This is a genomic window from Glycomyces sp. NRRL B-16210, assembly GCF_000719515.1.
Taxonomy (GTDB): domain Bacteria; phylum Actinomycetota; class Actinomycetes; order Mycobacteriales; family Micromonosporaceae; genus Glycomyces.
The window spans coordinates 575,311-600,424 of the sequence record NZ_JOGR01000001.1 but is presented as its reverse complement, the minus strand read 5'-3'; the positions used below and the strand labels follow the sequence as shown (position 1 = coordinate 600,424).

The 25,114-nt window shown below is 70.4% G+C and carries 20 protein-coding genes; 15 read left to right on the top strand and 5 right to left on the bottom strand.

Translation table 11 applies throughout. From position 1 onward, the window contains the following. Positions 1–10 precede the first annotated feature (10 nt). Positions 11–577, top strand: coding sequence for a hypothetical protein (locus IF12_RS0102775; RefSeq protein ID WP_030144738.1), 567 nt, complete (start codon positions 11–13; stop codon positions 575–577). Positions 578–580: 3 nt separating this feature from the next. Here IF12_RS0102775 and IF12_RS25400 read toward each other — a convergent pair whose 3' ends face one another. Beyond that, the gene (locus IF12_RS25400) at positions 581–1,756 is read right to left on the bottom strand and encodes a hypothetical protein (protein ID WP_030144737.1); all 1,176 of its coding nucleotides are present in this window, start codon (positions 1,754–1,756) and stop codon (positions 581–583) included. An 81-nt stretch (positions 1,757–1,837) separates the two neighbouring features. On the opposite strand from IF12_RS25400, the gene IF12_RS0102765 reads away from it, so the two are divergent. Continuing rightward, positions 1,838–2,662, top strand: a complete 825-nt coding sequence (locus tag IF12_RS0102765) for a hypothetical protein (protein WP_030144736.1) — start codon at positions 1,838–1,840, stop codon at positions 2,660–2,662. Here the strand turns inward: IF12_RS0102765 and IF12_RS0102760 are convergent, their stop codons facing one another. Together IF12_RS0102760 and IF12_RS0102755 are read right to left on the bottom strand one after the other, a co-directional pair. Continuing rightward, the gene (locus tag IF12_RS0102760) at positions 2,663–3,769 is read right to left on the bottom strand and encodes a hypothetical protein (protein ID WP_030144735.1); all 1,107 of its coding nucleotides are present in this window, start codon (positions 3,767–3,769) and stop codon (positions 2,663–2,665) included. A gap of 216 nt (positions 3,770–3,985) precedes the next feature. Next, positions 3,986–8,017 carry a type VII secretion protein EccC gene (locus IF12_RS0102755; protein ID WP_030144734.1) on the bottom strand — a complete coding sequence of 1,344 codons (4,032 nt, stop codon included), beginning with the start codon at positions 8,015–8,017 and terminating at the stop codon, positions 3,986–3,988. A 279-nt stretch (positions 8,018–8,296) separates the two neighbouring features. On the opposite strand from IF12_RS0102755, the gene eccD reads away from it, so the two are divergent. From eccD to IF12_RS25980, 3 genes are all read left to right on the top strand, one after another. Then, positions 8,297–9,667, top strand: coding sequence for a type VII secretion integral membrane protein EccD (gene eccD, locus IF12_RS0102750; protein WP_051703872.1), 1,371 nt, complete (start codon positions 8,297–8,299; stop codon positions 9,665–9,667). A 43-nt stretch (positions 9,668–9,710) separates the two neighbouring features. Then, positions 9,711–11,288 carry a type VII secretion protein EccB gene (eccB, locus tag IF12_RS0102745; RefSeq protein WP_081913000.1) on the top strand — a complete coding sequence of 526 codons (1,578 nt, stop codon included), beginning with the start codon at positions 9,711–9,713 and terminating at the stop codon, positions 11,286–11,288. A gap of 148 nt (positions 11,289–11,436) precedes the next feature. Further along, positions 11,437–12,210, top strand: coding sequence for a hypothetical protein (locus IF12_RS25980; protein WP_051703871.1), 774 nt, complete (start codon positions 11,437–11,439; stop codon positions 12,208–12,210). 62 nt (positions 12,211–12,272) lie between these two features. Here IF12_RS25980 and IF12_RS0102735 read toward each other — a convergent pair whose 3' ends face one another. Then, on the bottom strand, positions 12,273–13,046 hold the full coding sequence (locus IF12_RS0102735) for an SGNH/GDSL hydrolase family protein (RefSeq protein WP_133884157.1): 774 nt from the start codon (positions 13,044–13,046) through the stop codon (positions 12,273–12,275). 182 nt (positions 13,047–13,228) lie between these two features. Beyond that, on the bottom strand, positions 13,229–14,032 hold the full coding sequence (locus tag IF12_RS0102730; protein ID WP_051703870.1) for a GntR family transcriptional regulator: 804 nt from the start codon (positions 14,030–14,032) through the stop codon (positions 13,229–13,231). A gap of 201 nt (positions 14,033–14,233) precedes the next feature. Between IF12_RS0102730 and IF12_RS0102725 the strand changes: the two genes are divergently transcribed. From IF12_RS0102725 to IF12_RS0102680, 10 genes are all read left to right on the top strand, one after another. Beyond that, positions 14,234–15,151, top strand: coding sequence for a transporter substrate-binding domain-containing protein (locus IF12_RS0102725; RefSeq protein ID WP_030144728.1), 918 nt, complete (start codon positions 14,234–14,236; stop codon positions 15,149–15,151). A 7-nt stretch (positions 15,152–15,158) separates the two neighbouring features. After that, a complete protein-coding gene (locus tag IF12_RS0102720) occupies positions 15,159–15,890 on the top strand; it encodes an amino acid ABC transporter permease (protein WP_081912997.1) in 732 nt (243 codons plus the stop codon). Next, complete coding sequence (locus IF12_RS0102715; RefSeq protein ID WP_030144726.1) at positions 15,890–16,558, top strand: amino acid ABC transporter permease; 669 nt, start codon at positions 15,890–15,892, stop codon at positions 16,556–16,558. The genes IF12_RS0102720 and IF12_RS0102715 overlap by 1 nt, the downstream gene beginning before the upstream one ends. Then, complete coding sequence (gene ehuA, locus IF12_RS0102710; protein ID WP_304412660.1) at positions 16,539–17,372, top strand: ectoine/hydroxyectoine ABC transporter ATP-binding protein EhuA; 834 nt, start codon at positions 16,539–16,541, stop codon at positions 17,370–17,372. The genes IF12_RS0102715 and ehuA overlap by 20 nt, the downstream gene beginning before the upstream one ends. Positions 17,373–17,579: 207 nt before the next feature. Beyond that, positions 17,580–18,260, top strand: a complete 681-nt coding sequence (locus IF12_RS0102705; RefSeq protein ID WP_030144724.1) for a TrkA family potassium uptake protein — start codon at positions 17,580–17,582, stop codon at positions 18,258–18,260. Position 18,261: 1 nt separating this feature from the next. Next, entirely contained in the window at positions 18,262–19,608 is a 1,347-nt protein-coding gene (locus tag IF12_RS0102700) for a TrkH family potassium uptake protein (protein ID WP_030144723.1), read from the top strand. A 91-nt stretch (positions 19,609–19,699) separates the two neighbouring features. Beyond that, the gene (locus tag IF12_RS0102695; protein ID WP_081912994.1) at positions 19,700–22,123 is read left to right on the top strand and encodes an ATP-binding protein; all 2,424 of its coding nucleotides are present in this window, start codon (positions 19,700–19,702) and stop codon (positions 22,121–22,123) included. A gap of 11 nt (positions 22,124–22,134) precedes the next feature. Next, positions 22,135–22,539: a roadblock/LC7 domain-containing protein gene (locus IF12_RS0102690; RefSeq protein WP_030144721.1), complete on the top strand. Its 405-nt coding sequence runs from the start codon at positions 22,135–22,137 to the stop codon at positions 22,537–22,539. Between the two features lie 224 nt (positions 22,540–22,763). After that, positions 22,764–24,440, top strand: a complete 1,677-nt coding sequence (gene ctaD / locus IF12_RS0102685; RefSeq protein ID WP_030144720.1) for a cytochrome c oxidase subunit I — start codon at positions 22,764–22,766, stop codon at positions 24,438–24,440. Between the two features lie 117 nt (positions 24,441–24,557). Beyond that, positions 24,558–25,112 (top strand): isochorismatase family protein, encoded by a 555-nt coding sequence (locus IF12_RS0102680; RefSeq protein WP_030144719.1) that lies wholly within the window; start codon positions 24,558–24,560, stop codon positions 25,110–25,112. Positions 25,113–25,114 lie beyond the last annotated feature (2 nt).

Sequence of the window (25,114 nt, the reverse complement as noted above, 5' to 3'; positions counted from 1 at the left end):
TGGGAAGGTGGTGACGCTGCTGCTGTCGGTCGCTCTCGTGCTGACGCTTCTCGGCTTCGGACTGCACCAGGTGATCGAGCGGACGCAGGGCGTCCATTACTCGTTCGACGCGAACGCGGAGGCCTTCAACTCGTGCCTGGGCGCGACCTCGGTGTTCGACAGGGACGCCGGGGTTTCGAGCACCGGCGATCCTGAGGTCGGGTTCGACTCCGGCGACGCCCGTGCCAGTTCCTACAGCTGCACGGTCCGGGTGTTCGGCGCCGACGGGCGCGACGCCGGCGCCGTCCATTTCTCGGTGAGGATCTACAAGAACGGCGACGCCACCAGCCCTGGTGAGGACCGCCTTCGCACCCTTGAAGAGGATGCGGGCGTGCAGGTCCTGGCGAGCGCGATCCCCGGATACGAGTTCGGATTCTGCTACAAGTACGCCGAGAGCGGCTACGGCAAGAGCGCGCGAATGTGCCAGGCGAGGGACGCCAATCTGGAGCTCACCGTGGACGCCGACCCCGTCGTGCGGGATGTCACCGCGATCGCCGCCGATCTGCTGCCGTACCTCGAAGAGGCCTTCGCGAGGTAGCGGTCAGGGCGCGGGTTCGCAGTCCGCGCGGTAGCCCTCCTCCCACAGGCGGGCCGCGCCGCTGTCCGGGCCGTTCGGGTCGCCGTTCGGGCCGATCGCGTACTGGCCCGACTCGTCGAGCCACAGGTAGAGGCCGCTGGTCGCGACGGTGCATTCCAGGACCACGTCGGCGCCGGAGTTCGCGTCGGCCACGGTGACCCGCGCGAGCCCCGGGACGCGGTCCAGGACGTCGATCTGGAAGGGTCCCACGATCGGCCCCTGGTAGCTGACCGCCGCGACCTGCGGGTATTCGACGATCTCCCAGCCGCGGACCGCACCGAGGTCGACCCCGTCCAGGTCCAGGTACCGCTCCTCGAAGCCGAAGGGGCAGCCGAACAGCTCGGGCCCTTCGGGATCGGCGAAGCACGCGTCGAGGTAGGCCGCGACCTGCTCGCCGAGCGCCGGCTCGATTCCCTCGGCCACGCTGAAGCCCTTGAAGACGCCCGCGGCCGCGAAGGTCGTCCCCTGGTCGAAGATCCGGGTCCCGTCCGGGTCGCTCCAGCGGTGCCCCAGCGTGAGCATCGGCCCGTGGTCGTAGGCGAGCAGCTCGGGAGGGTCCCCGTAGAGCCGGTACACCCCCGGGAGCACCACGAACCCCAGCGCGTCCTCGGCCTCGGGGTCGTAGTCCACCTTGTGACCGTTGACCTCTATGTACGGCAACGGCAGTTGCGGGAGGTGCAGCGTGGAGAACGGGTCGGTGATCTTCCAGTCGTCGCCCTCGGGGTCGAGCTCGAACTCGGCGGTGACCTCCGTGCCCTCGGGGCCCCTGATGGTCGCCCACACCTCGGCGGTCGACGCCGCCGAAACCCACCGGCCGAGGCCCAGGTCCGCGATCTCCCAGTCCGCGTCCAGCGCCTCGGGGACCAGCAGCGCCGTCGACGCCGAAGGCTCGCTCGCCGTCATCGCCAGCGCGGTCTCGACCTCGCCGGACCGGACGGCTTCGAGGAAGGCGCGCACGGTCGCGACCGGCGCGTCGGTCTGGCGGTCGGCCTGCACCCACCGGCCGGCCAGGACCGCTCCCGCGAGCGCGAGGATCAGCGGGACGGCGATCGCGAGGTTCCTGCGGGTGCGCGGTCGCATCGGCGCGTCGGGCCAGTGCCGGACGGGGCCTCGGTCGGGTTCGGGGTCGGGCGAGGCCATCGGTCTCCTTGAAGGGCTCGGCTTCGCCACACCGTACTGCGGCGCTTCCACCAGGTTGCGCTCCGTTCCTACGATGCAGCGGTGCGCACCTCTCCCGATTCCGCTCCCGCGGGTCCGCGTCGGATCCCCGACCGGGTCCTCGCCCTGGGCGTCGCGGTGTCGATCGTCCTCCTGCTGTGCTCCTTCGGGTGGGAGCCCGGCGGCGATCGGTTCGTCGAGCCCTGGTCGGCGCCCGCGATCGAGTCGGTGGTGCCCTCGGCCGGCACGTACTCGCGATTGTCGGTGGCGAGGCCCGGCGAGGAGCCGCCGCCGGCGGAGGCGATCGCGGTGGAGGAGCTGGGTTTCGGCGTCGCCGGGGACAAGGAGGTCGACATCGGCTGGGCCGTGTCGATCGTCAGCGGCCACGACGAGTACGCCGCGGACTTCGACCTGGTGGTGACCTTGACCGGTGAGGGCCTGGAGGAGCGCGAGGATCTGGTGCTGCGCACCGGCGACGTGCTGGCCCCGGGCGCCCGGACCGCGGCCGCCGGGAGCATGTACGTCGGCGAGGCGCGGCCCGCGGATCTGAAGCTGACGGTCGAGGTGGTCGGGTTGGAGTGGTTCGTCTACGACGACGGTCCCCCGGCGGAGCCGGAGCCGTTGAGCGCCCGGTTCGACTCCGTGTCGACGCTGCCCGGCGGCGATCGGCTGTTCGCGGTCGGGTTCACGCTGGCGTCGCAGGAGCCGTTGCGTCCCAGCCTGATCGCGGTCTTCAGGGATGGCGAGGGCGCTGTGGTGGGCGGGTGCGACGTCCGATCGGTCGACACGCTGCCGCCCGGGGAGTCGACGCGTTCGGTGAAGATCCGCGGCCACTGCCTGCCGGTGGAGGCCGACCTCTCGCAGACGGCGTTCCTGTCGGCCTGGTGATCAGGCGTATGCGCCGCAGCGCAGGCCCATGACCTCGTCGGCGACCGGGTCGCCTTGGGGCGCCAGGCATTCGGGGGCGTCCTCGGTGCGTTCGACGCAGGGGCTCTCCAGGTGGAGGCGCGGGTCGCCGCCGCCGGTGTACAGGAGCGTGACGGTGAAGACCTGCTCGTCGAAGTGGTAGAGGCGTTCGGCGGTGATGCGGCGGGTGCCTTCGAGGGTCTCGCCGTCGTAGGTGAGGGTGTGGTCGTCCTCGGCCCAGTAGGCGGCGATCGCGGCCTCGTCTTCGGCGGTGGCGGCGGGCAGCTCGTATTCGAGCGAGTAGCGGTACGTCGCCAGGCCCGACCGGGCGGTGTAGTCGCAGGAGGCGACCTCGACGGTGCGGGCGGCGAAGCCGGTGAAGCCGGGCAGGACCGCGGTGGTGTCGGCGACCGCGCTCTCGAGCCGGGCCCAGGTGCCCGGTTCGGCGAAGTGGCCTTGCGGGCCCTGCGGCGTCGCGGCGGCCTCGGCCCATTGGCGCGCTTCGGTTCCGGTGCCGACCGCGAGGGCCAGGGCGAGGCACCACACGGCGGCCTCGACGCCCGCGACGCGGCGGCGGGGCCGGTCGGGGCCTTCGCCGAGCCAGGTCCGGGCGCGGGCCGAGGCGGCGATCGCGGCGCCCGCGAACAGGAGCGGGACGACGAGGACCAGGAAGCGCATCCCGACGTTGGCCGCGCCGTCGCTCATGGCCTCGTGCGAGGGCATCGCGGCGGGCGTGAGCAGCAGCAGGAGCTGCGCGACGGCGAGGGCCCCGGCGGCGGCCAGGTACAGCTGGGCGCGGCGTCCGCCGCGGCCGAGCCAGATCGCCGCGAGCAGGTTCACCGGGAGGGTCGGGGCGAGGATGAGCAGGTACGACAGGCCGCGTTCGAACAGGCCGTTGTCGACGCCGGGCCAGGCGTAGGCCTGCACGCCGTGCCAGGTCCACAGCCAGATCCAGACGACCGCGGCGGTCTCGGCGAGCAGCAGCGCCTGGAGGGCGAGCACGCTCGCGGGAGGGCGCGCCGCGGGGTGTCGGGGGGCTTCCTCCTGCGGTGCGGGCGCGACACCGGAGGGCGTGAGCAGTGTGTCCATCGGGGCCCTTGTCGTCGGGTGCGGCGAAGGGGTCTTCCTTGCTGCCCGGGATACGCGGCGGGGCCGGCGACCGGTTGCGCGGTCGCCGGCCCCGTGGTGATCCTCATATCGGGCCGCGAGCGGGCCGTCCGGGGCCGCCGGGTCGGCGGCCCCGTCTCACATCGGGCCGCGGGCGGCCCTACTCCTGCATTCGGGCCGCGAGCGGCCCTCCTCGTCTTACGCGGTGCCGTTCGGCGGGAGCAGCGTCGTCTGGATGAGCTGCTCGCCGTCCTTGCGGCGCACCAGGGTGCCGCGGCCCGGGGGCTGGGGGCTGGGCCGCAGCTTCCCGAAGATCGCGCCTTCCTCCTTGCGGCCGCTCATGAGCAGGCCCGGGGACTCCAACTGCTTGATCTGGCCGACGATCGGGTCCATCATCGCGCGCGAGGCGCCGGAGGCGCGCCGGGCGATGATGACGTGGAAGCCGATGTCGCGGCCCTGCGGGATGAGCTCGGCGATCGGGGCGAGCGGGTTGACCCGCTGCGCCACCATCTCGTAGTCGTCGATGATCAGGTACAGGTCCGGACCGGTCCACCAGGAGCGGTCGCGCAGCTGCGCCGGGGAGACGTCGTCGCCGGGGAGGCGCCGCTCGATCGGCCCCTTGAGGTTCTTCACCGAGTTCTCGAACTGCTTGCCCGACATGGCGTAGTCCAGCAGGGTCGGCTTGGAGATCTCCTCGAGCATCCCGCGCCGGTAGTCGGCCATGATGACCTTGGCCTCCTGCGGCGTGTAGTTCGCCTGGATCTCCCGGGCGATGTGCCGCAGCAGGTTGGTCTTGCCCGACTCGGAGTCGCCGAACACGAGCAGGTGCGGCTCGGTCTGGAAGTCGAGGTACACCGGCTTGAGCCCGGCCTCGTTGAGGCCGATCGGGATGCCCGGCTTCGAGCGGTCGATCGCCTTGAGGAAGTCGGCCACCTTGAGCTGGCGCGGCAGCAGCCGCACCTCGGGGCAGGGCGCGAAGCGCCAGGCCTGCTTGACCTTCTTGACGAAGTCCTCGACGCCCGGTTGCAGGTTGTCGCCGTCGCGGATGCCGTCGACGCGGGGCACGCCGGCGAGGAAGTGGAGCTTCTGGAGCGACAGGCCCCGGCCGGGGCGGTTCTTCGGCACGTTCGCCGCCGCCTTGCGGTCGATCTCGGACTCCATGTTGTCCGAGAGCTTCAGCTCCAGCTTCAGGCCGAACATGTCGCGCATGTTCATGCGGATGTCGCCCCAGCGGGTGCAGGTGACCATGACGTGCACGCCGTAGGCCAGACCCCGGTTGCCGATGGCGCGGACCTGGTCGACGAACGGCTCGAAGTCCTCCCGCAGCGTCATCCAGTTGTCGATGACGAGGAAGACGTCGCCGTACGGGTCGTCCTGGAAGCGGCCTTCGGCCTTCATGCGCCGGTAGGAGCCCATGCCGTCGATCTTGTTGGCGGTGAAGAAGGTCTCGCGCTCGTCCAGGATGGTCGTGACCTCCTGGATCGTGCGCCGCACGCCCTCCTCCTCCTGGCGGCCGAAGACGCCCGCGACGTGCGGGAGGTCCTCGATGCCGCGCAGGGTGCCGCCGCCGAAGTCGAGGCAGTAGAACTGCACCTCGCGCGGCGTGTGCAGCAGCGCGAGCGAGCCGATCATGCCGCGGAGCATCGTCGACTTGCCCGACTGGGCCCCGCCTGCGATCGCCACGGTGCCCTGGGCGCCGGAGAGGTCGACCACGAACGGGCTGCGGCGCTGCTCGAACGGCCGGTCCTCCTCGCCGAGCACGGCGTGGAGCTTCCCGTTGAGTGAGAAGCCCTTCGGGGACAGCCCGCGCTGCGGGTCGGCCTCCAGCGGCGGGAGCAGCTGGTCGAGGGTCGGCGGCTCGGCCAGCGGCGGCAGCCACACCTCGTGGGCCGGGCGGCCCATGCCGATGCAGTTGTTCACCATGACCTCGAGGTCGGAGAGCTTCTCGTTCTCCTCGTCGGCCTCGGTCGGCGCCAGCTCCTCCTCGGGCTCCTCCTCGACCTCCGGTTCGGGCGGGAGCTCGACGAAGCCGGGCAGGAACCGCTGCACCTTGTGCTGCACGGCGGCGATGCGCTCGGCGCGCGAGGCGACGCGCTTGGGCGGCTTGTAGGTCCCGCCGACGTAGGCGGCGCGGAAGCGCACCAGGTCCTCGGTGCCGACCTGGAGGTACCCGTGGCCGGGCGCCTGCGGCAGCTCGTAGGCCGCGCCGGAGCCGATGACGGTGCGCGACTCCTGCGCCGAGAAGGTGCGCAGCGCGACCCGGTAGGACAGGAACGTGTCCAGGCCCTTGAGCTTGCCCTCCTCGAGCCGCTGCGAGGCGAGCAGCATGTGCACGCCGATCGAGCGGCCGATGCGGCCGATCTGGAGGAACAGGTTGATGAACTCGGGCTTGGCGACGAGCATCTCGGAGAACTCGTCGGCGATGATGAGCAGCGTCGGCATCGGGTCGAGCGGCTGGCCGGCCTTGCGGGCCTTCTCGTACTCCCACCGGTTGGTGAAGTTGCCGTTCGCGCGCAGCACCTCCTGGCGGCGCACCAGCTCCCCTTCGAGCGCGTCGGCCATGCGGTCGACCAGCTCGATCTCGTCGGCGAGGTTGGTGATGACCGCCGAGACGTGCGGCAGGTCGTCCAGGGCCGCGAAGGTCGCGCCGCCCTTGAAGTCGACGAGGATGAAGTTCAGTTCCTCCGAGGAGTGCGTGGCGATCAAGGAGCCCACGATGGTGCGCAGCACCTCGGACTTGCCCGAACCGGTCGCGCCGATGAGCAGGCCGTGCGGGCCCATGCCGCCGACGGCCGACTCCTTGAAGTCGATGTCGACGATCGCCCCGTCCGGGCCGGGCCCGATCGGGACCTTCAGGTAGTCCTTGATCGGCTTCTCGCGCCAGTGCACGGCCGGGTCGAGCGCCGCGGAGTCGTTGAACCCGAGCATCTCGGGCAGGCTCGACGGGTTGTTCAGCGGCGAGGCGTCCTCGTCACCAGAATCAGTGCCGCCGCTCGCGTTCTTGAGCGACAGCCGCCACGGCGACAGCGAGCGGGCGATGCCCTCGGCCTGGTTGTACGACAGGCGGTCGGGCTTGCCGAGCACGCGGCGGCGCCCGGCCTGGTCGGTGTAGATCTCCTCGGGCGTGACGTCGTAGAGCTTGATCTGCGGCCCGGGCTTGCGCGGCAGGTAACCGGAGAAGTCGAACACCGTGACCCCGGCCATCCCGTCGGCAGCGATGACGCCGGTCGGGTCGACCTCCCCGCCGTCGAGGATGACGACCAGTTGCGCCTGGCCCTCCCCCGGTCCGGCCCCCGGCGCCCACGCGCCGCGGCTGGAGAGCTGGTCGCGCAGCGAGGTCTCCAGCTGCGTGGTGGTGCTGTAGAACATCCGCACCGGGCCCGCGCCGTCCTCGGCGCTGGGGTGCTGCAAGTGCGGCAGCCACTTCATCCAGTGCCACTCGGGCATCCGCTCGTTGTCGGCGACGACCGCGAAGATCACGTCGTCGGGCGAGTGGAGCACCGCCAACTGGCACAGCTGCGAGCGCAGGTTGTCCATCACGAGCGCACGGTCGCCCCGCAGGACCATCCGCCCGGCCTCGGTGTACTTCATCGACCTGGGGATGTCGATCACGTTCGAATGGGCCGCCACGAAGCGCCGGAGCGCCATCGAGGTCATCGGCTCCAGGTCCTCGACCGGTTTCGTCTCGGGAGGCACCAGTTTCATCGTCATGCGCTGCTTGCCGATGCCGACGCGCACGTCCAGCGCGTCGTCGTCCTTCACCCGCCGCTCCCACATGCGCCGCGAGCCCACCAGCGACCACAGGGCCTTCGGGTCGGGGTGGCGCCAGCGCGCCGCGCGCCACTGCCGCTCGGCGCCCTTCCGGGCCCGGCGCCGCACCTGGTTGAGGTAGCGCATGTAGTCGCGCCGGTCGGCGTTGAACTCGGCCTTCTTCTGGGCGCGGTTGCCGCCCATGCTCGTGGCCATCATGCCGACCATGGAGATGCCCATCATGGCGCCCATGGCGATGCGCAGGGTGTTGTTGCCGCCCGAGCCGCCGCCGGTCGTGCGCATCATCATCATCATCGCCATCGCGGCGGCGCCGGCGAGCATCGGCAGGATCATCAGATACTGCGAGATGTTCTTGGGCTGCGGATCGGGCATGTCCGGCGGCGACTCCAGGAGGATGTCGCCTCGCGGAGCCTGCGGTCCGCGCTTGCGCGGAGGCCTGCGGAAGAGTTTGGTCGTCACAGAGGGTCCTTGTACTCACCGGGGGATGCGTCTACCACGCCTCGTCCGATTCGCGTCCGCGAGCTTCGGCGAGGCTGCTTGCGAGCCGCGATTCGACGCTGCCGTATAAAGGTTTGTAAGTGCGCTCTGTCGAGTATCGCACTAACAGGGTAGAACCGCATCGCCACACGGGCGGTACACCCGCCGTTGCGCGAGGGAATTATCCTTGAACGGTCCCCCGATTACCGACCTGACCCGGAGGTTCACGCGGTGAGCACCAAGTCGGCCACTCTCTCAAGGGTGACGATCGTCAGTCCGCGCACGCGGATCGACCTCGCACTGCCCTCAGACGTCCCCCTCTCCGACCTGCTGCCCACCATCCTGCACCAGGCCGGCGAGTACTACATCGACGAAGCCGGCGACAACGGCGGGTGGATCCTCGCCAGGCTCGGCGAGGACGCCCTCGACACCGGCCACTCGTGCTCGCAGCTGTCGATCAGCGACGGGGAGATGCTCTACCTCAACCCCGCCGACGCCGCCAAGCCCGAGGTGGTCTTCGACGACATCATCGACGCGGTCGCCACCGCCACCGAGCAGCGCGGCAACCGCTGGGACCACCTGGCCACCAAGCGCTTCAGCGTCGGCGTCGGCACCGCGGCCCTGTGCATCGGCGCCGTCGCGATCCTGCTCACCGGCCGCATGGCGAGCGCCATCGTCGGCCTCGGCATCGCGGCGGTCCTGGTCGGCGCCGCGGCGCTGCTCTCGCGCGCGGTGGGCGACTCGCGCGCCGCGACCTACTTCGGCGTCACCGCCGTGCTCTACGGCGGCGTCGGCGGCCTGCTCATCGCCGCCGGGAGCAACTCCCTGTTCGACCTGGCCGGCCCGCACGTGCTCATCGCGGCCTCGGCGATCCTGCTGTTCAGCGTCCTGTCGATGGTCGCCGTCGGCGACATGGCCTCGGCGCCGGTGTTCATCGTGACGATCCTCGGCGCGGTGGTCCTCGGCGTCTCGACGGCCCTGATGATGGTGATCCCGGACGGGACGGCGGCCACCGCCGCGGGCATCGCCGCGCCCCTGGCGCTGGCGATCCTCCCGGCCGCGCCGCGCCTGTCGCTGTCGATGGCGATGGTCCCGACCCCGCAGCTGCCGGCGACCACCGAGGAGCTCAAGGAGGGCGACGCCGAGGCCATCGACGGCAAGCGGATCCTCAAGCTCTCCGAGCACGCCGGGAACTACCTGGAGGCCCTGTACTCCTTCGCGGCCGTGGTCGGCCTGGTCTCGTCGATCGCGCTGGCGTTCTCGGGCCAGACGCCCGGCCTGCTCCTGGCGGTGATCATCGGCCTGGTGCTGCTGAGCCGCTCCCGGACGGTGGAGGACCGCCCCGGTCGCATCGTGATGCTCGCCGGCGGCATGGGGGCCCTGGCGGCCTCGCTCGCGGCGGTGTTCTTCGGGAACGACTCGATCCTGGTGCGGCTCACGGTGATCTTGGGCGCGCTGACGCTGGTGACGCTCATCGCGATGGTCTACGGCCTGGCCGTGGCCGGCAAGAAGATCGCCCCCACCTGGGGCCGCGCGCTCGACATCATCGAGGCGCTGCTCATCGTGTCGATCCTGCCGCTGGTCGGCTGGGTCTGCGACCTGTACTCGATCGCGCTGTCGCTGCGAGGCTGACCGCCCGCACCCCCGACCCCGACTCCAAGAGAGGCACACACCGATGGCCCAGATGCGTTCCCGCCGCGAGCAGGTGGAGGCACACCGCTTCATCACCTCGCGGATGAACCAGGCGCTGGTGCTCGCCAACCCCGACTCGATCGAGCGGCCGCTGCGGCGCATCGGCGTCTCGATCTTCGCCTCGTTCATGGTGATGGTGGTGATCTTCGGCGGGTTCGCCGTGGCGACGCTGTTCGGCAAGGGCAACGACGCGCCGCAGCTCAACCACATCATCCAGGTCAAGGGCACGAGCGCGATCTACGTGTACACGGTGGCCGGCGGGGGCGAGCCGACCGAGGCGAACCCGGCGAAGCTGTGGCCGGTCGCCAACTTCACCTCGGCGCTGCTGCTGCTCCAGCCCTACGAGGGCGACCCGCCGGTGCAGAACCTCAAGCCCACCTCGCTCACGGACGTCCCGCGCGGGTTCATGGTCGGCATCGACAACGTGCCCGCGCAGCCGCCCACGGCCGAGGAGCTGCTCCAGGACCAGGACTGGAACGCGTGCTCGATGCCGCGCGAGGTCGGCAGCATCGACAGCCACCAGCTCACCCAGCTGGTCATCTCGGACATGGAGCCGCCCTCCCAGTGGCTCAGCGACGACAAGTGGGTCCTGGTGAAGACCGCCGTCGACACCTCGCAGGGCCAGCAGGCGCAGTACTTCCTGCTGTGGAACGACCGCAGCTACCGGATCGAGGAGACCAGCACGCTCGATGCGCTCCGGATGACCGAGAGCCAGGCGATCCCGGTCAACGAGAACGTCATCAACACGATCCTGCCGGGCGCGCCGCTCACCGTCGAGATCCCCGACTACTTCCAGGAGCCCTCCGCGGAGGGCGTGCCGAGCGAGGCGGGCGGGATCGTGAACTACGGCCACCCGCTCGACATCGCCGGGAACTTCTACGTGCTGCTGGAGACCCAGGACCGCGGCGACGAGTTCGCCCGGATCACCGAGACGCAGAAGAACCTGCTCCAGGCCAAGTACGGCAACCCCGTCTCGGTCAGCCCGACGGCCCTGGACGAGTACGGGGCGCAGGCCGAGTACGGCACCGCGAACTTCCCCACGAAGGTCCTCAGCGACACGGTGTGGAAGCCCTCGGGCGAGCGTCCGGCGCTGTGCAGCGTCTACGACCCGACCGCCCAGGAGGACGGCCAGACCCGCATCTCGGTGGCCCTGTACGACTCGGCGCCGACCACGCTCACCGAGAACGCCAAGGCCGTGGAGTTCACCCCCGAAGGCGAGATCTTCTCCAGCGTCGAGGGGCTGACGGCCCAGACGGTGCTGCCGCCGGGCCGGGCCGTGCTCGCCGACTCGCGCACGAACTCGGGCGCGACGGTGCAGAGCAACACCTACCTGATCGACAGCCTCGGCTTCCAGTTCGGCCTGGTCGACGAGGGCGTGACCGACTCGACGCAGAAGCTCTTGGGCTACGGCGACGTCAGGTCCGTATCGGTGCCGGACACGATGATCCAGATGATCCCCAGGGGCGCCGACCTCGACCCGTTCGAGGCGCGCAAGCAACTGGTGATGGACGACAGCCAGGTGCCGCGCTACGACTCCGGCGAGCCCGCCGAGGGCGGCTGAGCCCTCCGCGCATCGCCGGCGGCGCCGGGACCTCACGGTCCCGGCGCCGCCTTTTCCCTTGCCGGGAGCGAGGACAATGAAGACCCCGGGGGCTGGGCCGCGCGTGTTAGCCTGGCGCGACACGCTCACGACAATCCGAGGAACCGTCATGGCCTACCCGCCTCAGCAGCCGGGATTCGACCCGAACCAGCAACCGCCCCAAGGGCAGCCCGGCTACGGGCAGCAACCGGGATACGGCCAGCAGCCCCAGCAGCCCGGCTACGGGCAGCAACCGGGTTACGGGCAGCAGCCCCAGCAGCCCGGATACCAGCCGCAGCAGCCCGGGTACGGCCAGCAGCAGCCCGGATACGGGCAGCAGCCCCAACCCGGGTACGGCCAGCAGCCCGGCTACGGCGCGCCGCCCCCGGCGCAGAAGAGCAAGACCGGCCTGATCGTCGGCGTCGTCGGCGGCGTCGTGGTCCTCGCGGCCGCGGTGGTCCTCCTGGTCCTCCAGCCCTGGAGCAGCGGCGGCCCCGGCGCCGGCGACTCCCCCGAGAAGGTCGCCGAGGGCTACATGTCGACGACCTACGACGCGGTCACCGGCGGCGGCCTCAGCGACCTCCAGGGCCTGGCCGACGACCTGCGCCCGTACATGTGCTCCGAGCTCGCCGACGAGATGGACGCCGACCTGGCCGACGCGGAGGACAGCGAGGCCGAACTGGCCGAGATGGCCGAGATGTTCGAGGACGCCGAGATCACGATCGACTACAGCGTCGGCGACGCGACCGTCGACGGGGACAACGCGACCGTGCCGGTGACCATCACCGGCGAGCTCACGCACCCCGACTTCGGCTCGATCCCCATGGACGAGTCCTACGACCTCGACCTGGTCAAGGAAGACGGCGCCTGGAAGGTCTGCGGCGACACCGGCGGCCTGCTCTAAGGTCCGCGAACGCCTGAAAGGGCTCCACCGGATCGCTCCGGTGGGGCCCTTCGTCGTCGCGGTCAGGCCACGCCCGCGAGCAGCGGGTGGTAGCCGCTCGCGTGGCCGGCCTGGTTCGGGTGGAAGGACTCGCCGATGGGCCAGGACAGCCCGTTGAGCCATTCGGCGTCGTCGCAGACCGCGTGGCCGTCGAAGGCGCCGCGCACGTCGACGTAGGTGAAGCCGTGGCTGGAGGCGACCAGGCCGATGGTCTCGGCGAGGAGGTCGGCGGCGGCGTTGAGGGCCGCCTGCTCGGCGGGGCTGATGCGGGTGATGATGTTGCACTCCTCGCCGTTGAACAGCCGCGGGTAGCCCAGGACGACCACCTGGGCGTTCGGCGCGGCCGCGGCGATGGCGTCGTAGACGGCGTGGAGCTTGGCGGGCAGCTGGTCGCGGATGAACGCCTCGGCCGCGGCGATCTCGCTGTCGCAGGTGAGCGGGGCGGGGTAGGCGCACTGCTGGACCACGCCGGCCCAGCCGGTGTCGTTGCCGCCGACGGTGATGGTGACGAGGTCGGTGGAGGCCGAGAGCGCGCCGATCTGACCGGAGAGCACGTCCCCGGTCGTCGCGCCCGAGCAGGCCGCGAAGTCGAGGCTGGCGCCGCTCGCGGCGGCGTACAGGGAGGGGTAGGCGAGGGTCGAGCGCTGGCAGTCGGTGCCGTCGTCGATGTAGGAGCGGGTGCCGACGCCGGAGGCGTAGGAGTCTCCGAGGGCGACGTACTCGAAGGTCTGGGCCTGGGCGGTGCCGGCCGTGAAGGCCAGGGCGGCCACGACGGCGGCGACCATTGTGGCCGCCATTGTGGAGATTCGCCGGGGGTGTGACATTTTGGGCTCCGTCTCGAATTTTGTCCGGGTGTCGGAGCCCTCTTTATATCGGTCGCATAACGAACGGTCCAGCAGCGGAACGCGGTGTGTCGGGATGTCGACAACGCCCGTTCCACCTGCGGCGCGGGGGTGCGCGGCGGCAGGACCGGTCGGGGTCAGAGGCCTTCGGGGAGGTCGAGGCGGTCGAGGGGCTGCGGCTCGTCGGGGGTCTCGGCCAGGAGCCGGTCCTCGCCCTCCTTCGCGGCGGCCACCGGCTCGGCGAGCAGGCGGGCGACCTCGGCGTCCAGGTGCGCCTCGATGAGGACGGCGAAGCGGCGCGCGTCCTCGGCGGCCAGCGCCTCGACGAAGGCCACGTGCTCGGGGACGAGGTCGCGGTGGACCTCGAAGTGCTCGTACATCGAGAAGGTGCACAGCCGCGTCTCGATGAGCAGGGTCGCCATCATGCGCGCCAGGCGCACCGAGCCGCCCCAGGCGGCGAGGGCCCGGTGGAAGTCGAGGTAGGCGTCGCCGAGGTCGCGGGCGTCGTCCTTGCGCAGCGCCCGCTGCATCCGCTTGACCTCGGCGCCGAGTTCGGCCAGGACGGTCTTGCGCTCGGCGGCGGGCCGGGCGAGGATGCGCCGGCCGAGTTCGGGTTCGATGCGCGAGCGCAGCCAGTGGATGTCGCGCACGTCCTCGGGGGTCATGGTGCGCACCGCGAGGCCGCGGCGGCGCGGGATGACCAGGAGTCCTTCGGCGGTGAGGCGCTGCATGGCCTCGCGCAGCGGGCCGCGGCTGACGCCCAGTTGGAAGGCGAGTTCGGCCTCGCCGAGCACCGCCCCCGGGGGCAGGGAGCCTTCGACGACCGCTTCGCGGAGGCGTTCGGCGATGAGGTCCACCGTCGAGGTGCGGCGCACGGGCGCGAGGCGCCCCACCTGGCGCGCGCCCGCGAGCGCGCTCAGTCCGCTGTTGCGTGTCGACACGTCGGCCCGCTCTCCTTCCGTCGCTTATGGTCGGCATCCTATCGCCGTCGGAACTTCACGTTTCGCCGCTCGCTCCGGTTGCGGCCTCGCGAACATGCTTTCAGGTTTGTTACCGAACGTCGATCATCGGATTGTCGACAAACTTACAATAGAACGTTAGGGTCGGCAAGACACCCGAGTCCAACTCAGGAGGCGACCACAGTGTCGAAAGAACTTCATCTCAACCGCCGCACCATCTTCCAGGGCACCGCCGCCGGAGCGGCGGCCATGGCCCTGGCCGCCTGTTCGCGCACCGACTCCGGCGGGGACGACGGCAACGGCGGCGGGACGAGCCTGCTCCAGAAGGCCCAGGACGGCGGCAAGATCCGCGTCGCCTACGCGAACGAGCCCCCTTACGCCTACACCGAGGGCGACAACGTGCTCGGACAGTCCGTGGACGTCCAGACGCACCTGCTCGGCGAGCTCGGCATCGGGCCCGACCAGATCGAGTGGAAGCTGACCGACTGGGGCGCGCTGATCACCGGCCTGGGCACCAACCACGACATGGTCATCGCCGGGATGTACGTCACCCCCGACCGCTGCGCGGCGGTCGCGTTCGCCGACCCCGACTACATCATGCCGGACGCGCTGCTGGTCACGGCCGGAAACCCGGGCGGGTGGACCACCCTCAACGCCATGGCCGACACCGACGGCGTCATCGGCGTCATGAACGGCACGAGCGAGCAGGAGGTGGCCGACCAGATCTTCGACGAGGACCGCATCAACGTCCAGGCGAACCTGGCCGCGCTCATCCTCGAACTCAAGGCCGGGCGCTGCGACGCGGTGGGCCTGACCTCGGCGAACCTCAAGCTCGCCGCCGACGCCGACGGCGACGTCGAGACCACCGACGGGTTCTGGCTGACCGACCCCGAGACCGGCGAGGACATCATCGGCGCCGGGGCCGCGGTCTTCCAGCCCAAGGACACCGACTTCCGCGACGCGATCAACGAGAAGCTCCAGGAGCTGCTGGCCGACACCGAGACCTGGGAGGGCCTGGTCAGCGAGTACGGGTTCACCGTCGAGGAGAACCACCCCGAGGGCCTGACCGCGCAGGACCTGTGCCCGGACACCTACCAGTAGGCGTCCCATGAACCTTCAAGCGGTCATCGACTCGCTGCCCAGGTACGCCGAACCGCTGCTGGTGACCGTCTCGGTCACCCTGGCCTCGGCGGCCCTGGCGCTCATCGTCGCGTTCGCCCTGGGGATCATGACGAGTTCGAGGTTCCTGGCGGTGCGCACCCCCGCGCGCGTGTTCGTGGAGTTCATCCGCGGCTCCTCGGTGGTGGTGCAGCTGTTCTGGTTCGCCTACGCCATGCCGGCGATCCTGGGCATCCAGTTCGACTACATGATCGCCGCAGGGATCATCGCGCTCGGCCTCAACTACGGGGCCTACAGCTCGGAGATCGTGCGCGGCGCGATCGCGGCGGTCCCCAAGGGCCAGCTGGAGGCCTCGGTCGCGGTGAACTTCACCCCGTTGCAGCGCCTGCGCCTGGTGGTCCTGCCCCAGGCCTGGCCCGAGATGATCCCCTCGCTGTGCTCGTTCGCGATCATGCTGCTCAAGGCCAGCGCCTTGGTCTCGTTCATCAGCGTCCTCGACCTCACGGCCATGGCCGGCATCCTCGGCGGACCCAGCGGCCAGTACCTGCTGCCGCAGTACGGGTTCATCCTCGTGGTCTACTTCGTGCTCGCCTGGCTCATCTGGACCGGGATGCGCGCGCTGGAGCGCCGCGCCAAGCGCGGCATCGGCGTCGAGCCGCCCAAGAAGGTCCGCGCGGTCGCTCCCCCCGGCGGGGCCGGCGCGGCGGGAGGTTCCCTCTGATGGACGGTTGGAACAGCGAGACCGCTCTCGAAGTCCTCCCCGCGGTCTGGAGGGGCTTCATCGTCGTCCTCCAGGTCACCCTGGTGGCCGGCCTCATCGCCGTGGCGCTGGGCCTGCTGGTCGCCATCGGCGAGCGCGTCGGGCCGACCTGGCTCAAGCGCGTCGTCTCCGGGTTCTTCCAGTTCGTCCGCAACACGCCCCTGCTGGTGCAGGTGCTGTTCGTGTGGACGGCGACGAGCTACTACATCAACCCCGAGTGGAGCGCCTTCGCCGTCGGCTCGGCGGTCCTGGGCGTCCACTACGCGTCCTACACCTCGGAGTCCTACCGGGCCGGGATCGAGGCGATCCCGAAGGGCCAGTGGGAGGCGGCGACGGCGCTGAGCCTGCCGGCCCACCGGACCTGGGGCGCGGTGGTCCTGCCGCAGATGATGCGGCGCTCGACCGCCGCGGTCACCAACTGGATCATCGCCATGTTCAAGGAGGTCCCGACCCTGTTCGCCATCGGCGTGCTGGAGATGATCTCCCAGATCCAGAAGTACCAGGGCCAGCACTACACCGGTGACATCGAGGGATACACCATCGCCGGGATCCTGTTCCTGGCCGCCTCCTACCCGATTGCGGTGGCGGCGCGGAGATTGGAGAACCGTCTTGCCAAATCACACTTCTGACCGTTCCGGGCCCGCCGAGGGCGAGCCGATCATCCGCTTCGACCGGGTGAACAAGTCCTTCGGCGACCTGAGCGTGCTCAACGAGCTCGACTTCGAGGTCGCCCCCGGCGAGCGGGTCACCCTCATCGGCCCGTCCGGCTCGGGGAAGACCACGATCCTGCGCCTGCTCATGACCTTGGAGCGGGTGACCCCGGTGAAGGACCCCGACGCCGACGGCGGCGTCATCTGGGTCGAGGGGAAGCCCTACTCCCACATGGAGAAGGGCGGGAAGCTCCACGTCGCGAACGAGCGGTACCTGCGCCGCGCCCGCCAGAAGATCGGCATGGTGTTCCAGCAGTTCAACCTGTTCCCGAACATGAAGGTGCTGCGCAACGTCACCGAGGCGCAGGTCCACACGCTGGGCCGCTCCAAGGACGAGGCCGAGGCCAAGGGCCGCGAGCTGCTCGAACTGGTGGGCCTGTCGGAGAAGGTCGACAACTACCCCGCGCAGCTCTCCGGCGGCCAGCAGCAGCGCGTCGCGATCGCCCGGGCGCTGGCGATGGACCCCGACATCCTGCTGCTCGACGAGGTCACCAGCGCGCTCGACCCCGAGCTGGTCTCGGACGTGCTCGGGGTGCTGCGCGACGTCGCGGCGACCACGAGCATCACGATGCTCATCGTGACCCACGAGATGGGCTTCGCGCGGGACGTCTCGAACCGCGTGATGATGTTCGACAACGGCAGGATCGTCGAGCAGGGCACGCCCGAGGCGATGTTCTCCGAGCCGCGGGAAGCCCGTACTCAGGACTTCCTTCGGGCCGTGCTCGCGGAGTAGAATGTGAAGCTCCTCCATCCTTGGAGAGTGTTAGGGGTGTTCGAGGGAGGCGGTCATGAGGGGTTATCGACCGCCTCCCTCTTTCCGTCCCCCGATCCGTCCCGCGTCCTGAGGTTCCGCGGGTGCGCACCGCGTTCGCGCCCGGCGAGTGGCAGAATCAGCTCTCGTGTCAGCACCGAGCCAGCGCCGCGTCCGAGGGGCGATCCGATGAACCTGTTCGGCAGGGGCGAGCGAGCCACCGAGGAGACCGTGGCCGTCATCGGCATGGGCCGCTTCGGCTCGGCCGTGGCCGAGTCCCTCACCCGCCTGGGCCACGAGGTCCTGGCGATCGACGAGCGCCCCGAGATCGTCCAGCGCGCCTCGGAGACCCTCACGCACGTGGTGCAGGCCGACGCGACCGAGTCGGCGGTGCTCGCCCAGCTCGGCATCGGCGAGTTCGACCACGTCGTGGTCGCGATCGGCACCGACATCGAGGCGAGCGTGCTCACCGTCCTGGCGTGCGAGGAGGTCGGGGTCCGCGAGATCTGGGCCAAGGCGATCAACGCCAAGCACGGCCAGATCCTCCACCGCACCGGCGCCCACCACGTGGTCTACCCCGAGGCGGCCATGGGCGAGCGGGTCGCGCACCTCGTCAGCGGCAAGATGCTCGACTTCATCGAGTTCGACGACGGCTTCGCGATCGTCAAGACGCGGGCGCCGAACGAGGCGGTCGGGCGCACGCTCGCCGAATCGCGCCTGCGCAGCAAGTACGGGGTCACCGTGGTGGGCGTCAAGCAGTCCGGCGAGGACTTCACGTACGCGACCCCGGAGACGGTCGTGGCCGCCGGGGACACCCTCATCGTCTCCGGGGCGACCACCAAGGTCGAGGCCTTCGCCTCCACGACCTGACATGACCGCCCGATTCAAGGCCTTCTTCCGCCACCCGGCCCGGCTCGTCCCGCTGATCTTCCTCGGGGCGATCACCGTCGCCGCGCTGCTGCTCATGCTGCCGGTCGCGCACGCCGACGGGGAGCCGACGAGCGTCACCGACGCGTTCTTCACCGCGACCTCGGCGGTGTCGGTGACCGGCCTGGCGGTGGTCGACACGCCCGGCCACTGGTCGGGCTTCGGGCAGTTCGTGATCCTGCTGGGCTGCCAGATCGGCGGGCTGGGCATCATGACCAGCGCGGTCCTGGTGGGCCTGCTGGTGTCCAAGAAGCTGGGCCTGCGCACGAAGCTGCGCACGCGCATGGAGATCAGCCAGGCGCTGAGCCTGGGCGACGTGCGGGCGGTGCTGGTGCGCACCGTCGCGTTCTCGTTCCTGGTGGAGGCGGCGGTCGCGCTCGCACTCGCGATCCGGTTCTCCGCGTACGGGATGGGCGCGGCCTCCTCGGTGTGGAACGGCGTGTTCCACTCGGTGAGCAGTTTCAACAGCGCCGGGTTCGCGCTGTTCGCCGACTCGTTCGTCGGCTACGCGACCGATCCGTGGATCGCCGTGCCGCTGTGCGTGGCGACGATCCTCGGCGGCCTGGGGATGCCCGTGGTCTTCGAGATGACGCGGCGGCGCTGGGGCCGCAGGCAGTGGTCGGTGCACACCAAGCTGACCCTCGCGGGAACGGCGATCCTCCTGGTCGGCGGCTGGGCCGCCTTCCTGGTGTTCGAGTGGACGAACCCGGCCACGTTCGGCCAGTGGCCCTGGTACGACAAGCTGGCGCCGGCGTTCTTCCAGTCCGCGATGGTCCGCGGCGGCGGGTTCAACTCCGTCGACATCGGCACGATGCGCGAGGACTCGCTCCTGGGCTCGATCATCCTGATGTTCATCGGCGGCGGCTCGGCCTCGACGGCCGGCGGCATCAAGGTCACCACGTTCTTCGTGCTGCTGCTGGTGATCTGGGCCGAGGTGCGCGGCGAGCCCGACGTGACGGTCTTTCGCCGCCGCATCAGCCCCGCGGTGATGCGCGAGGCGCTCACCGTCGCGCTCGTCTACGTCGCCTGCAACGCCCTCGGGGTGTTCCTGCTGCAACGGTTCGAGCCGCAGGTCGAGCTCACCGCGATCATGTTCGAGGTGACGAGCGCGTTCGCGACGGTCGGGCAGTCCACCGGGATCACCTTCGACCTGTCCGAGCCCTCGAAGTGGCTGCTGGCCCTCGCGATGTACACCGGCCGTGTGGGACCGGTACTGTTTGCGGCCTCACTGGCATTGCGTACGCGACACCGCCTGTACCGCTACCCAGAGACACGACCGCTCGTGGGGTGAGCCCCGCCTCACGAAGCCCAGGACCAACAAGCGAAGATGGTCACCAGCACGCCGCAGCGCGGATCGTCGCTCTCAGAAAGGACGCCCCTCGATGTCCCGTAAAGCCCGGCAGCGCACCAGTCGTCTCCCCATCCGCATGCAGTTGATGCTGCCGATCGCCGCGGCGCTCATGGGGATGCTGGTCCTCGGGCTGTTCCAGACCATCAGCGTCTGGGACGAGTACCAGAACGCGACCGACGCCGAGGTGCTCGCCGAACTGTCCGCAGGGCTCAACCGGACCCTCGACGTGCACCAGGCCGAGGCCGCGCCGCTGGTCGGCTCGGTCATCAACGGCGGCGGCGGCCAGTTCGACGCCGCGGTCGCCCGCCGCGAGACCGACCGGGCCTTCGCCGACCTCGAGACCACCGCCGCGGCCGCCTCCGAGCGCTTCCCCGACCTCGAGGACGACCTCGACGAGCTGTTCGCCAAGGCCCACGACCTGGAGATCGCCCGCGCCGGCTTCGACATGCTCGCCGCCGGCGAGGCCGACTTCAGCGACACCGCCGTCGAGGAGGCCTACCAGGTCTACCGCGGCGTGGCCGACCAGATCGTCGGCGTCGCCTCGATCCTGCCGCGCCTGGTCGACGACGCGACCGTCTCGGCCCACCTCGACTCCCTGGCCGCGGTCATGCAGGCCAGCCGGATCGCCGCCGAGATCCAGTTCACCGTCGCCGCCGACCTCGCGATGCTCGCCCAGGAGGGCGCGGTCGTGGTCGGGCGCGACACGCTCAGCACCGTCTCCTACCTCTCGGGGTCCTTCGACCGCCAGATCGTGGAGTTCAAGGCGAACGCCTCCGCCCAGACCGCCTCGGTCTACCGGCAGGCCTCGGAGTCCCGCGAGGCCGAGGCGGCCCGCCAGGCCCTCGGCATCTACCTGCGCGGCAACATCCCCTCCATCTCGCCGCAGGACTTCTCGACCTCCCAGGGCTCGATCGTGGCCGCCCTGGACACGACCCAGGAGTCGATCCTCGACTCCCTCGACGACGAGGTCGACGCGATGCGCGACGCCTCGTCGCGGACGCTGCTGACCACGCTCGCGCTGGTGATCGTGCTGGCGCTGACGGCGATCATCTCGGCGGCGATGCTCGCCCGCCGCATCAGCCTGCGCGTCGACGGCGTCCGCGAGGCGACCCTGACCGCCGCCTACGACACGCTGCCCAAGACCGTCGCGGCCGTTTCGCAGGCGGGCAACGCCGACGAGGTGGATCGGCTGCTCCAGGCCGCGAAGCGCCAGACGCTCATGGCGAGCGACTCGCGCTACGCCGACGAGCTCGACAGCCTCGCCGAGGCCTTCAGCGCCGCCCACCACCAGGCCCTGCGCCAGACGGCGAACCAGGCCCTGCTGCGCATCGACGTCGAGGCGATGATGAAGACCCTCGCCCGCCGCGGGCAGAGCCTCATCCGCCGCCAGCAGCAGGTCATGGAGGCCCTCGTGGAGGGCTCGCCGGGCACGTCCGTCCCCGACGAGTGGCGCAGCGTCTACCACCTGCTCGCCCGTATGCGCCGCAACGAGGAGAACCTGCTCCTGCTCGCCGGCGGCGACCCGCAGCGCCGCTACAGCCACCCCTCGGGGCTGGAGGCGATCATCCGCGACGCCGTGGCCGAGATCGAGGACGCCGGGCGCGTCGTGGTCGAGAACCCCGTCGCGGCCCGCCTGGAGACCAAGCCCGCCGGCGACCTGGTGCGCATCCTCGCCGAACTGCTCGACAACGCCGCGGCCTACTCGCCGCCGACCCAGTCGGTGCGGGTGACCTCGCGGCGCACCGGCTCGGAGATCGTCATCTCCATCGCCGACGACGGCATCGGGCTCGCGCCCGAGCCGATGGCCGCGATCAACCGCCGCCTCGCCGAGCCGACCCAGCTGAACTCCGAGCTGACCGCGACCATGGGCCTCCTGGTCGTCGGGCGCCTCGCGGCCGAGCACTCGATCAGCGTGCAGCAGCTGCACTCGACCATGGGCAAGGGCACGCTCGCGCTGGTGCGCATCCCGGCGAGCGCCCACGCCGAGGACCCGGTGGGCCTGTCGCCCGACGGCACGGGCGGCTCGGCCGCGCGGCTGGCGCTGTCGGCCCGCGCGGCGAACCTGCCGGTGACCGGGACGGGCGCCGAGGCGGCCGCGCCGAGCGCCGTCGAGCCGATCGTGCCGCGCCCGCGCAAGGCCGGGCCGGCCCCGGAACCACGGCCTGTGGCCGGAGGAACACTCAACGGCGCCAACGGCTCCCAGGGGCCTGCGGGACCAGGCTCCGAGACGCTGGATGTTACCTTCAGGAAGGTGAACCGAGCACTCGAATCCTCTGGCAGGGTCAACGGCGCCGAACTGCCCCGTCGCGCGCCGGGCACCCGGCTGCTCCCGGGCTCCGTGCCCGCCACGCGCTCCGGCGGCGGAGCCGACATCGATCCGGCCGAGATCCGAGACCGGCTCGCCGGTTTCGCCTCCGGCATCGCGGCGGCCGCCGCGCACGAACAACGCCAATAGAAAGCAGCGAGATGGATAGCAAGGACAAGAACGTCGGTGAACTCGACTGGCTCCTGACCTCCTTCGTGGAGAAGGTCCCGGACGTCTCCGAGGCGCTCACGGTCTCCGTCGACGGCCTCGCCATCGCCGCCTCGCGCGGACTGTCGACCGACCGGGCCGACCAGCTCGCCGCCATCACCTCCGGGCTCGCGAGCCTGACGACCGGCGCGGCGAAGGTCCTCGACGCCGGCCGCATCCGCCAGTCGGTCATCGACATGGACGAGGGCGTCCTGCTGCTCATGGCCGTCGGCGACCGCGCCCAGCTCGCCGTCCTGGCCAACGCCGGGTGCGACCTCGGCCAGGTCGGCTACGAGACCGCCCTCCTGGTCAAGCGGGTCTACGCGGCCCTGGAGCCCGACGCCCGCAGCGGCGCATGAACCTGTAGGACCTTGCTCACCCGCGCGGGGCCGCACCGGTCCGCGGCCCGCGCGCGGCACTCCTCCTCAATGCCCGGTCGCACCGTCGACCTGCGAGAACCACCGAGAGCGCAGCAGACGATCACGCACCGCCACGCCGCTTCCGCAACGCCCCTGCGCGTCCGCGGCCGCTCGCGGAGCTATGCTGCGTTCGCTACCTGGAAAACGAATCTGGAGGCCCACAGGTGACCACGGTTGAGCCCAAGCTGGAGCCAACGCCTGTCGTCGCGCGCCCGTGGCCGGTGCGCCGCGAGCCGAACGGCTCCTGGCTCGCCCGCACACTCCGCACCACCGACGCCAAGCAGATCGGCCTGCTCTATTTCGTCACCTCGATGGCGTTCTTCGCGATCGGCGGCGTCCTCGCACTCCTGATCCGCGCGGAGCTGTTCCAGCCGGGACTCCAGATCGTCTCCTCCGAGCAGTTCAACCAGCTGTTCACCATGCACGGCACCATCATGCTGCTGATGTTCGCGACGCCCATCGTGTTCGCGTTCGGCAACTACCTGGTGCCCTTGCAGATCGGCGCGCCCGACGTGGCGTTCCCCAGGCTCAACGCCTTCGCGTACTGGCTGTACCTGCTCGGCTCGCTGCTGGCGGTCTCGGGCTTCATCACTCCCGGCGGCGCGGCCTCCTTCGGCTGGTTCGCCTACCAGCCGCTGTCGAACGCGGTGAACTCCCCCGGGATCGGCGCCGACATGTGGTTCGTCGGCCTCACCATCTCGGGTCTGGGCACCATCCTCGGCGCGGTCAACATGATCACCACGATCGTGACCATGCGGGCCCCCGGCATGCTCATGTTCCGGATGCCGATCTTCACCTGGAACATCCTCATCACGAGTCTGCTCGTGATCCTCGTCTTCCCGATCCTCGCCGCCGCGCTCCTCGCGGTCGTGGCCGACCGCCAGCTCGGCGCGCACGTCTTCGACTCCGAGACCGGCGGGGCGATCCTGTGGCAGCACCTGTTCTGGTTCTTCGGCCATCCAGAGGTGTACATCGTGGCGCTGCCGTTCTTCGGCATCGTCTCCGAGATCTTCCCGGTCTTCAGCCGCAAGCCGATCTTCGGCTACAAGACCCTCGTCGCCGCCACGCTCGCGATCGCGGGCCTGTCGATGGCGGTGTGGGCCCACCACATGTACGCCACCGGCGCGGTCATGCTGCCGTTCTTCTCGCTCATGACCTTCCTCATCGCGGTGCCCACCGGCGTCAAGTTCTTCAACTGGATCGGCACCATGTGGCGGGGCCAGCTGACCTTCGAGACGCCGATGCTGTTCAGCATCGGCTTCCTGGTGACCTTCCTCCTCGGCGGCCTGTCGGGCGTGCTGCTGGCCAGCCCGCCGGTCGACTTCCACGTCTCGGACTCCTACTTCGTGGTGGCGCACTTCCACTACGTGCTGTTCGGCACCATCGTGTTCGCCGTCTACGCCGGGGTGTACTTCTGGTTCCCGAAGGTCTCGGGCCGGATGTACGACGAGCGGCTCGGCAAGGTCCACTTCTGGCTGACCTTCATCGGCTTCCACACCACGTTCCTGGTCCAGCACTGGCTCGGCGCCGAGGGCATGCCCCGCCGCTACGCCGACTACCTCAAGACCGACGACTTCACGACGCTGAACATGATCTCCACGGTCGGCGCGTTCATCCTCGGTCTGTCGACGCTGCCGTTCATCTGGAACCTGTTCAAGTCCTGGAAGGCCGGGCGCGTGGTCGAGACCAACGACCCGTGGGGCTACGGCGGCTCGCTCGAATGGGCCACCAGCTGCCCGCCGCCGCTGCGCAACTTCGACCGCCTCCCGCGCATCCGCTCCGAGCGCCCCGTCTTCGACGAGAAGTGGGGCCACCTGGTCAAGGAAGTGAAGGGCCACTAGCCCGAAAGCACGCGAAGAGCCCGGAAGCGGCCGCTTCCGGGCTCTTCGCGCACCCGGCGCCGGGCCGTGATCCACCCGTGGCTTGAAGCGGTCGGCGAATGCCCATAGGATCAAGACATGAGCCGGGCATTGATCGTGGTAGACGTCCAGAACGACTTCTGTGAGGGCGGTTCGCTGGCCGTCGAGGGCGGCGCGGCCGTCGCGGCGGCGGTCACCGCGCTCATCGGCGCCGAACCCGAACGATGGGACCACGTGGTGGCCACCCGTGACTGGCACATCGACCCGGGCAAGCACTTCTCGGCCGAACCGGACTTCCGCGACTCCTGGCCCCCGCACTGCGTGGTCGGCACCCCGGGCGCGGGCTTCCACCCCGACTTCGACCACACGCTCGCCGAGGCGGTCTTCGACAAGGGCGCCTACGAGGCGGCGTACTCGGGCTTCGAGGGCTCCTCGGGCGAGACGGGCCTGACCGCGTGGCTGCGCGAGCGCGACGTGGACGCGGTCGACGTCGTAGGCATCGCCACCGACCACTGCGTGCGCGCGACCGCCATCGACGCCGCCGCCGAGGGCTTCGCGACGACGGTCCTCCTCGAGTACACCGCGGCGGTGGCGGAGGAGACCAGGGCCAAGGCCCTGAAGGACCTCGAAGAAGCGGGCGTGACCCTCTCCTAGAC

Coding starts and splice junctions, on each gene's coding strand:
- IF12_RS25400 (WP_030144737.1), bottom strand. CDS start 1,756: ATGGCCTCGCCCGACCCCGAACCCGACCGAGGCCCCGTCCGGCACTGG.
- IF12_RS0102760 (WP_030144735.1), bottom strand. CDS start 3,769: ATGGACACACTGCTCACGCCCTCCGGTGTCGCGCCCGCACCGCAGGAG.
- eccB (WP_081913000.1), top strand. CDS start 9,711: ATGGCCCAGATGCGTTCCCGCCGCGAGCAGGTGGAGGCACACCGCTTC.
- IF12_RS25980 (WP_051703871.1), top strand. CDS start 11,437: ATGGCCTACCCGCCTCAGCAGCCGGGATTCGACCCGAACCAGCAACCG.
- IF12_RS0102735 (WP_133884157.1), bottom strand. CDS start 13,046: ATGGCGGCCACAATGGTCGCCGCCGTCGTGGCCGCCCTGGCCTTCACG.
- IF12_RS0102720 (WP_081912997.1), top strand. CDS start 15,159: ATGAACCTTCAAGCGGTCATCGACTCGCTGCCCAGGTACGCCGAACCG.
- IF12_RS0102715 (WP_030144726.1), top strand. CDS start 15,890: ATGGACGGTTGGAACAGCGAGACCGCTCTCGAAGTCCTCCCCGCGGTC.
- IF12_RS0102705 (WP_030144724.1), top strand. CDS start 17,580: ATGAACCTGTTCGGCAGGGGCGAGCGAGCCACCGAGGAGACCGTGGCC.
- IF12_RS0102700 (WP_030144723.1), top strand. CDS start 18,262: ATGACCGCCCGATTCAAGGCCTTCTTCCGCCACCCGGCCCGGCTCGTC.
- IF12_RS0102695 (WP_081912994.1), top strand. CDS start 19,700: ATGTCCCGTAAAGCCCGGCAGCGCACCAGTCGTCTCCCCATCCGCATG.
- IF12_RS0102690 (WP_030144721.1), top strand. CDS start 22,135: ATGGATAGCAAGGACAAGAACGTCGGTGAACTCGACTGGCTCCTGACC.
- IF12_RS0102680 (WP_030144719.1), top strand. CDS start 24,558: ATGAGCCGGGCATTGATCGTGGTAGACGTCCAGAACGACTTCTGTGAG.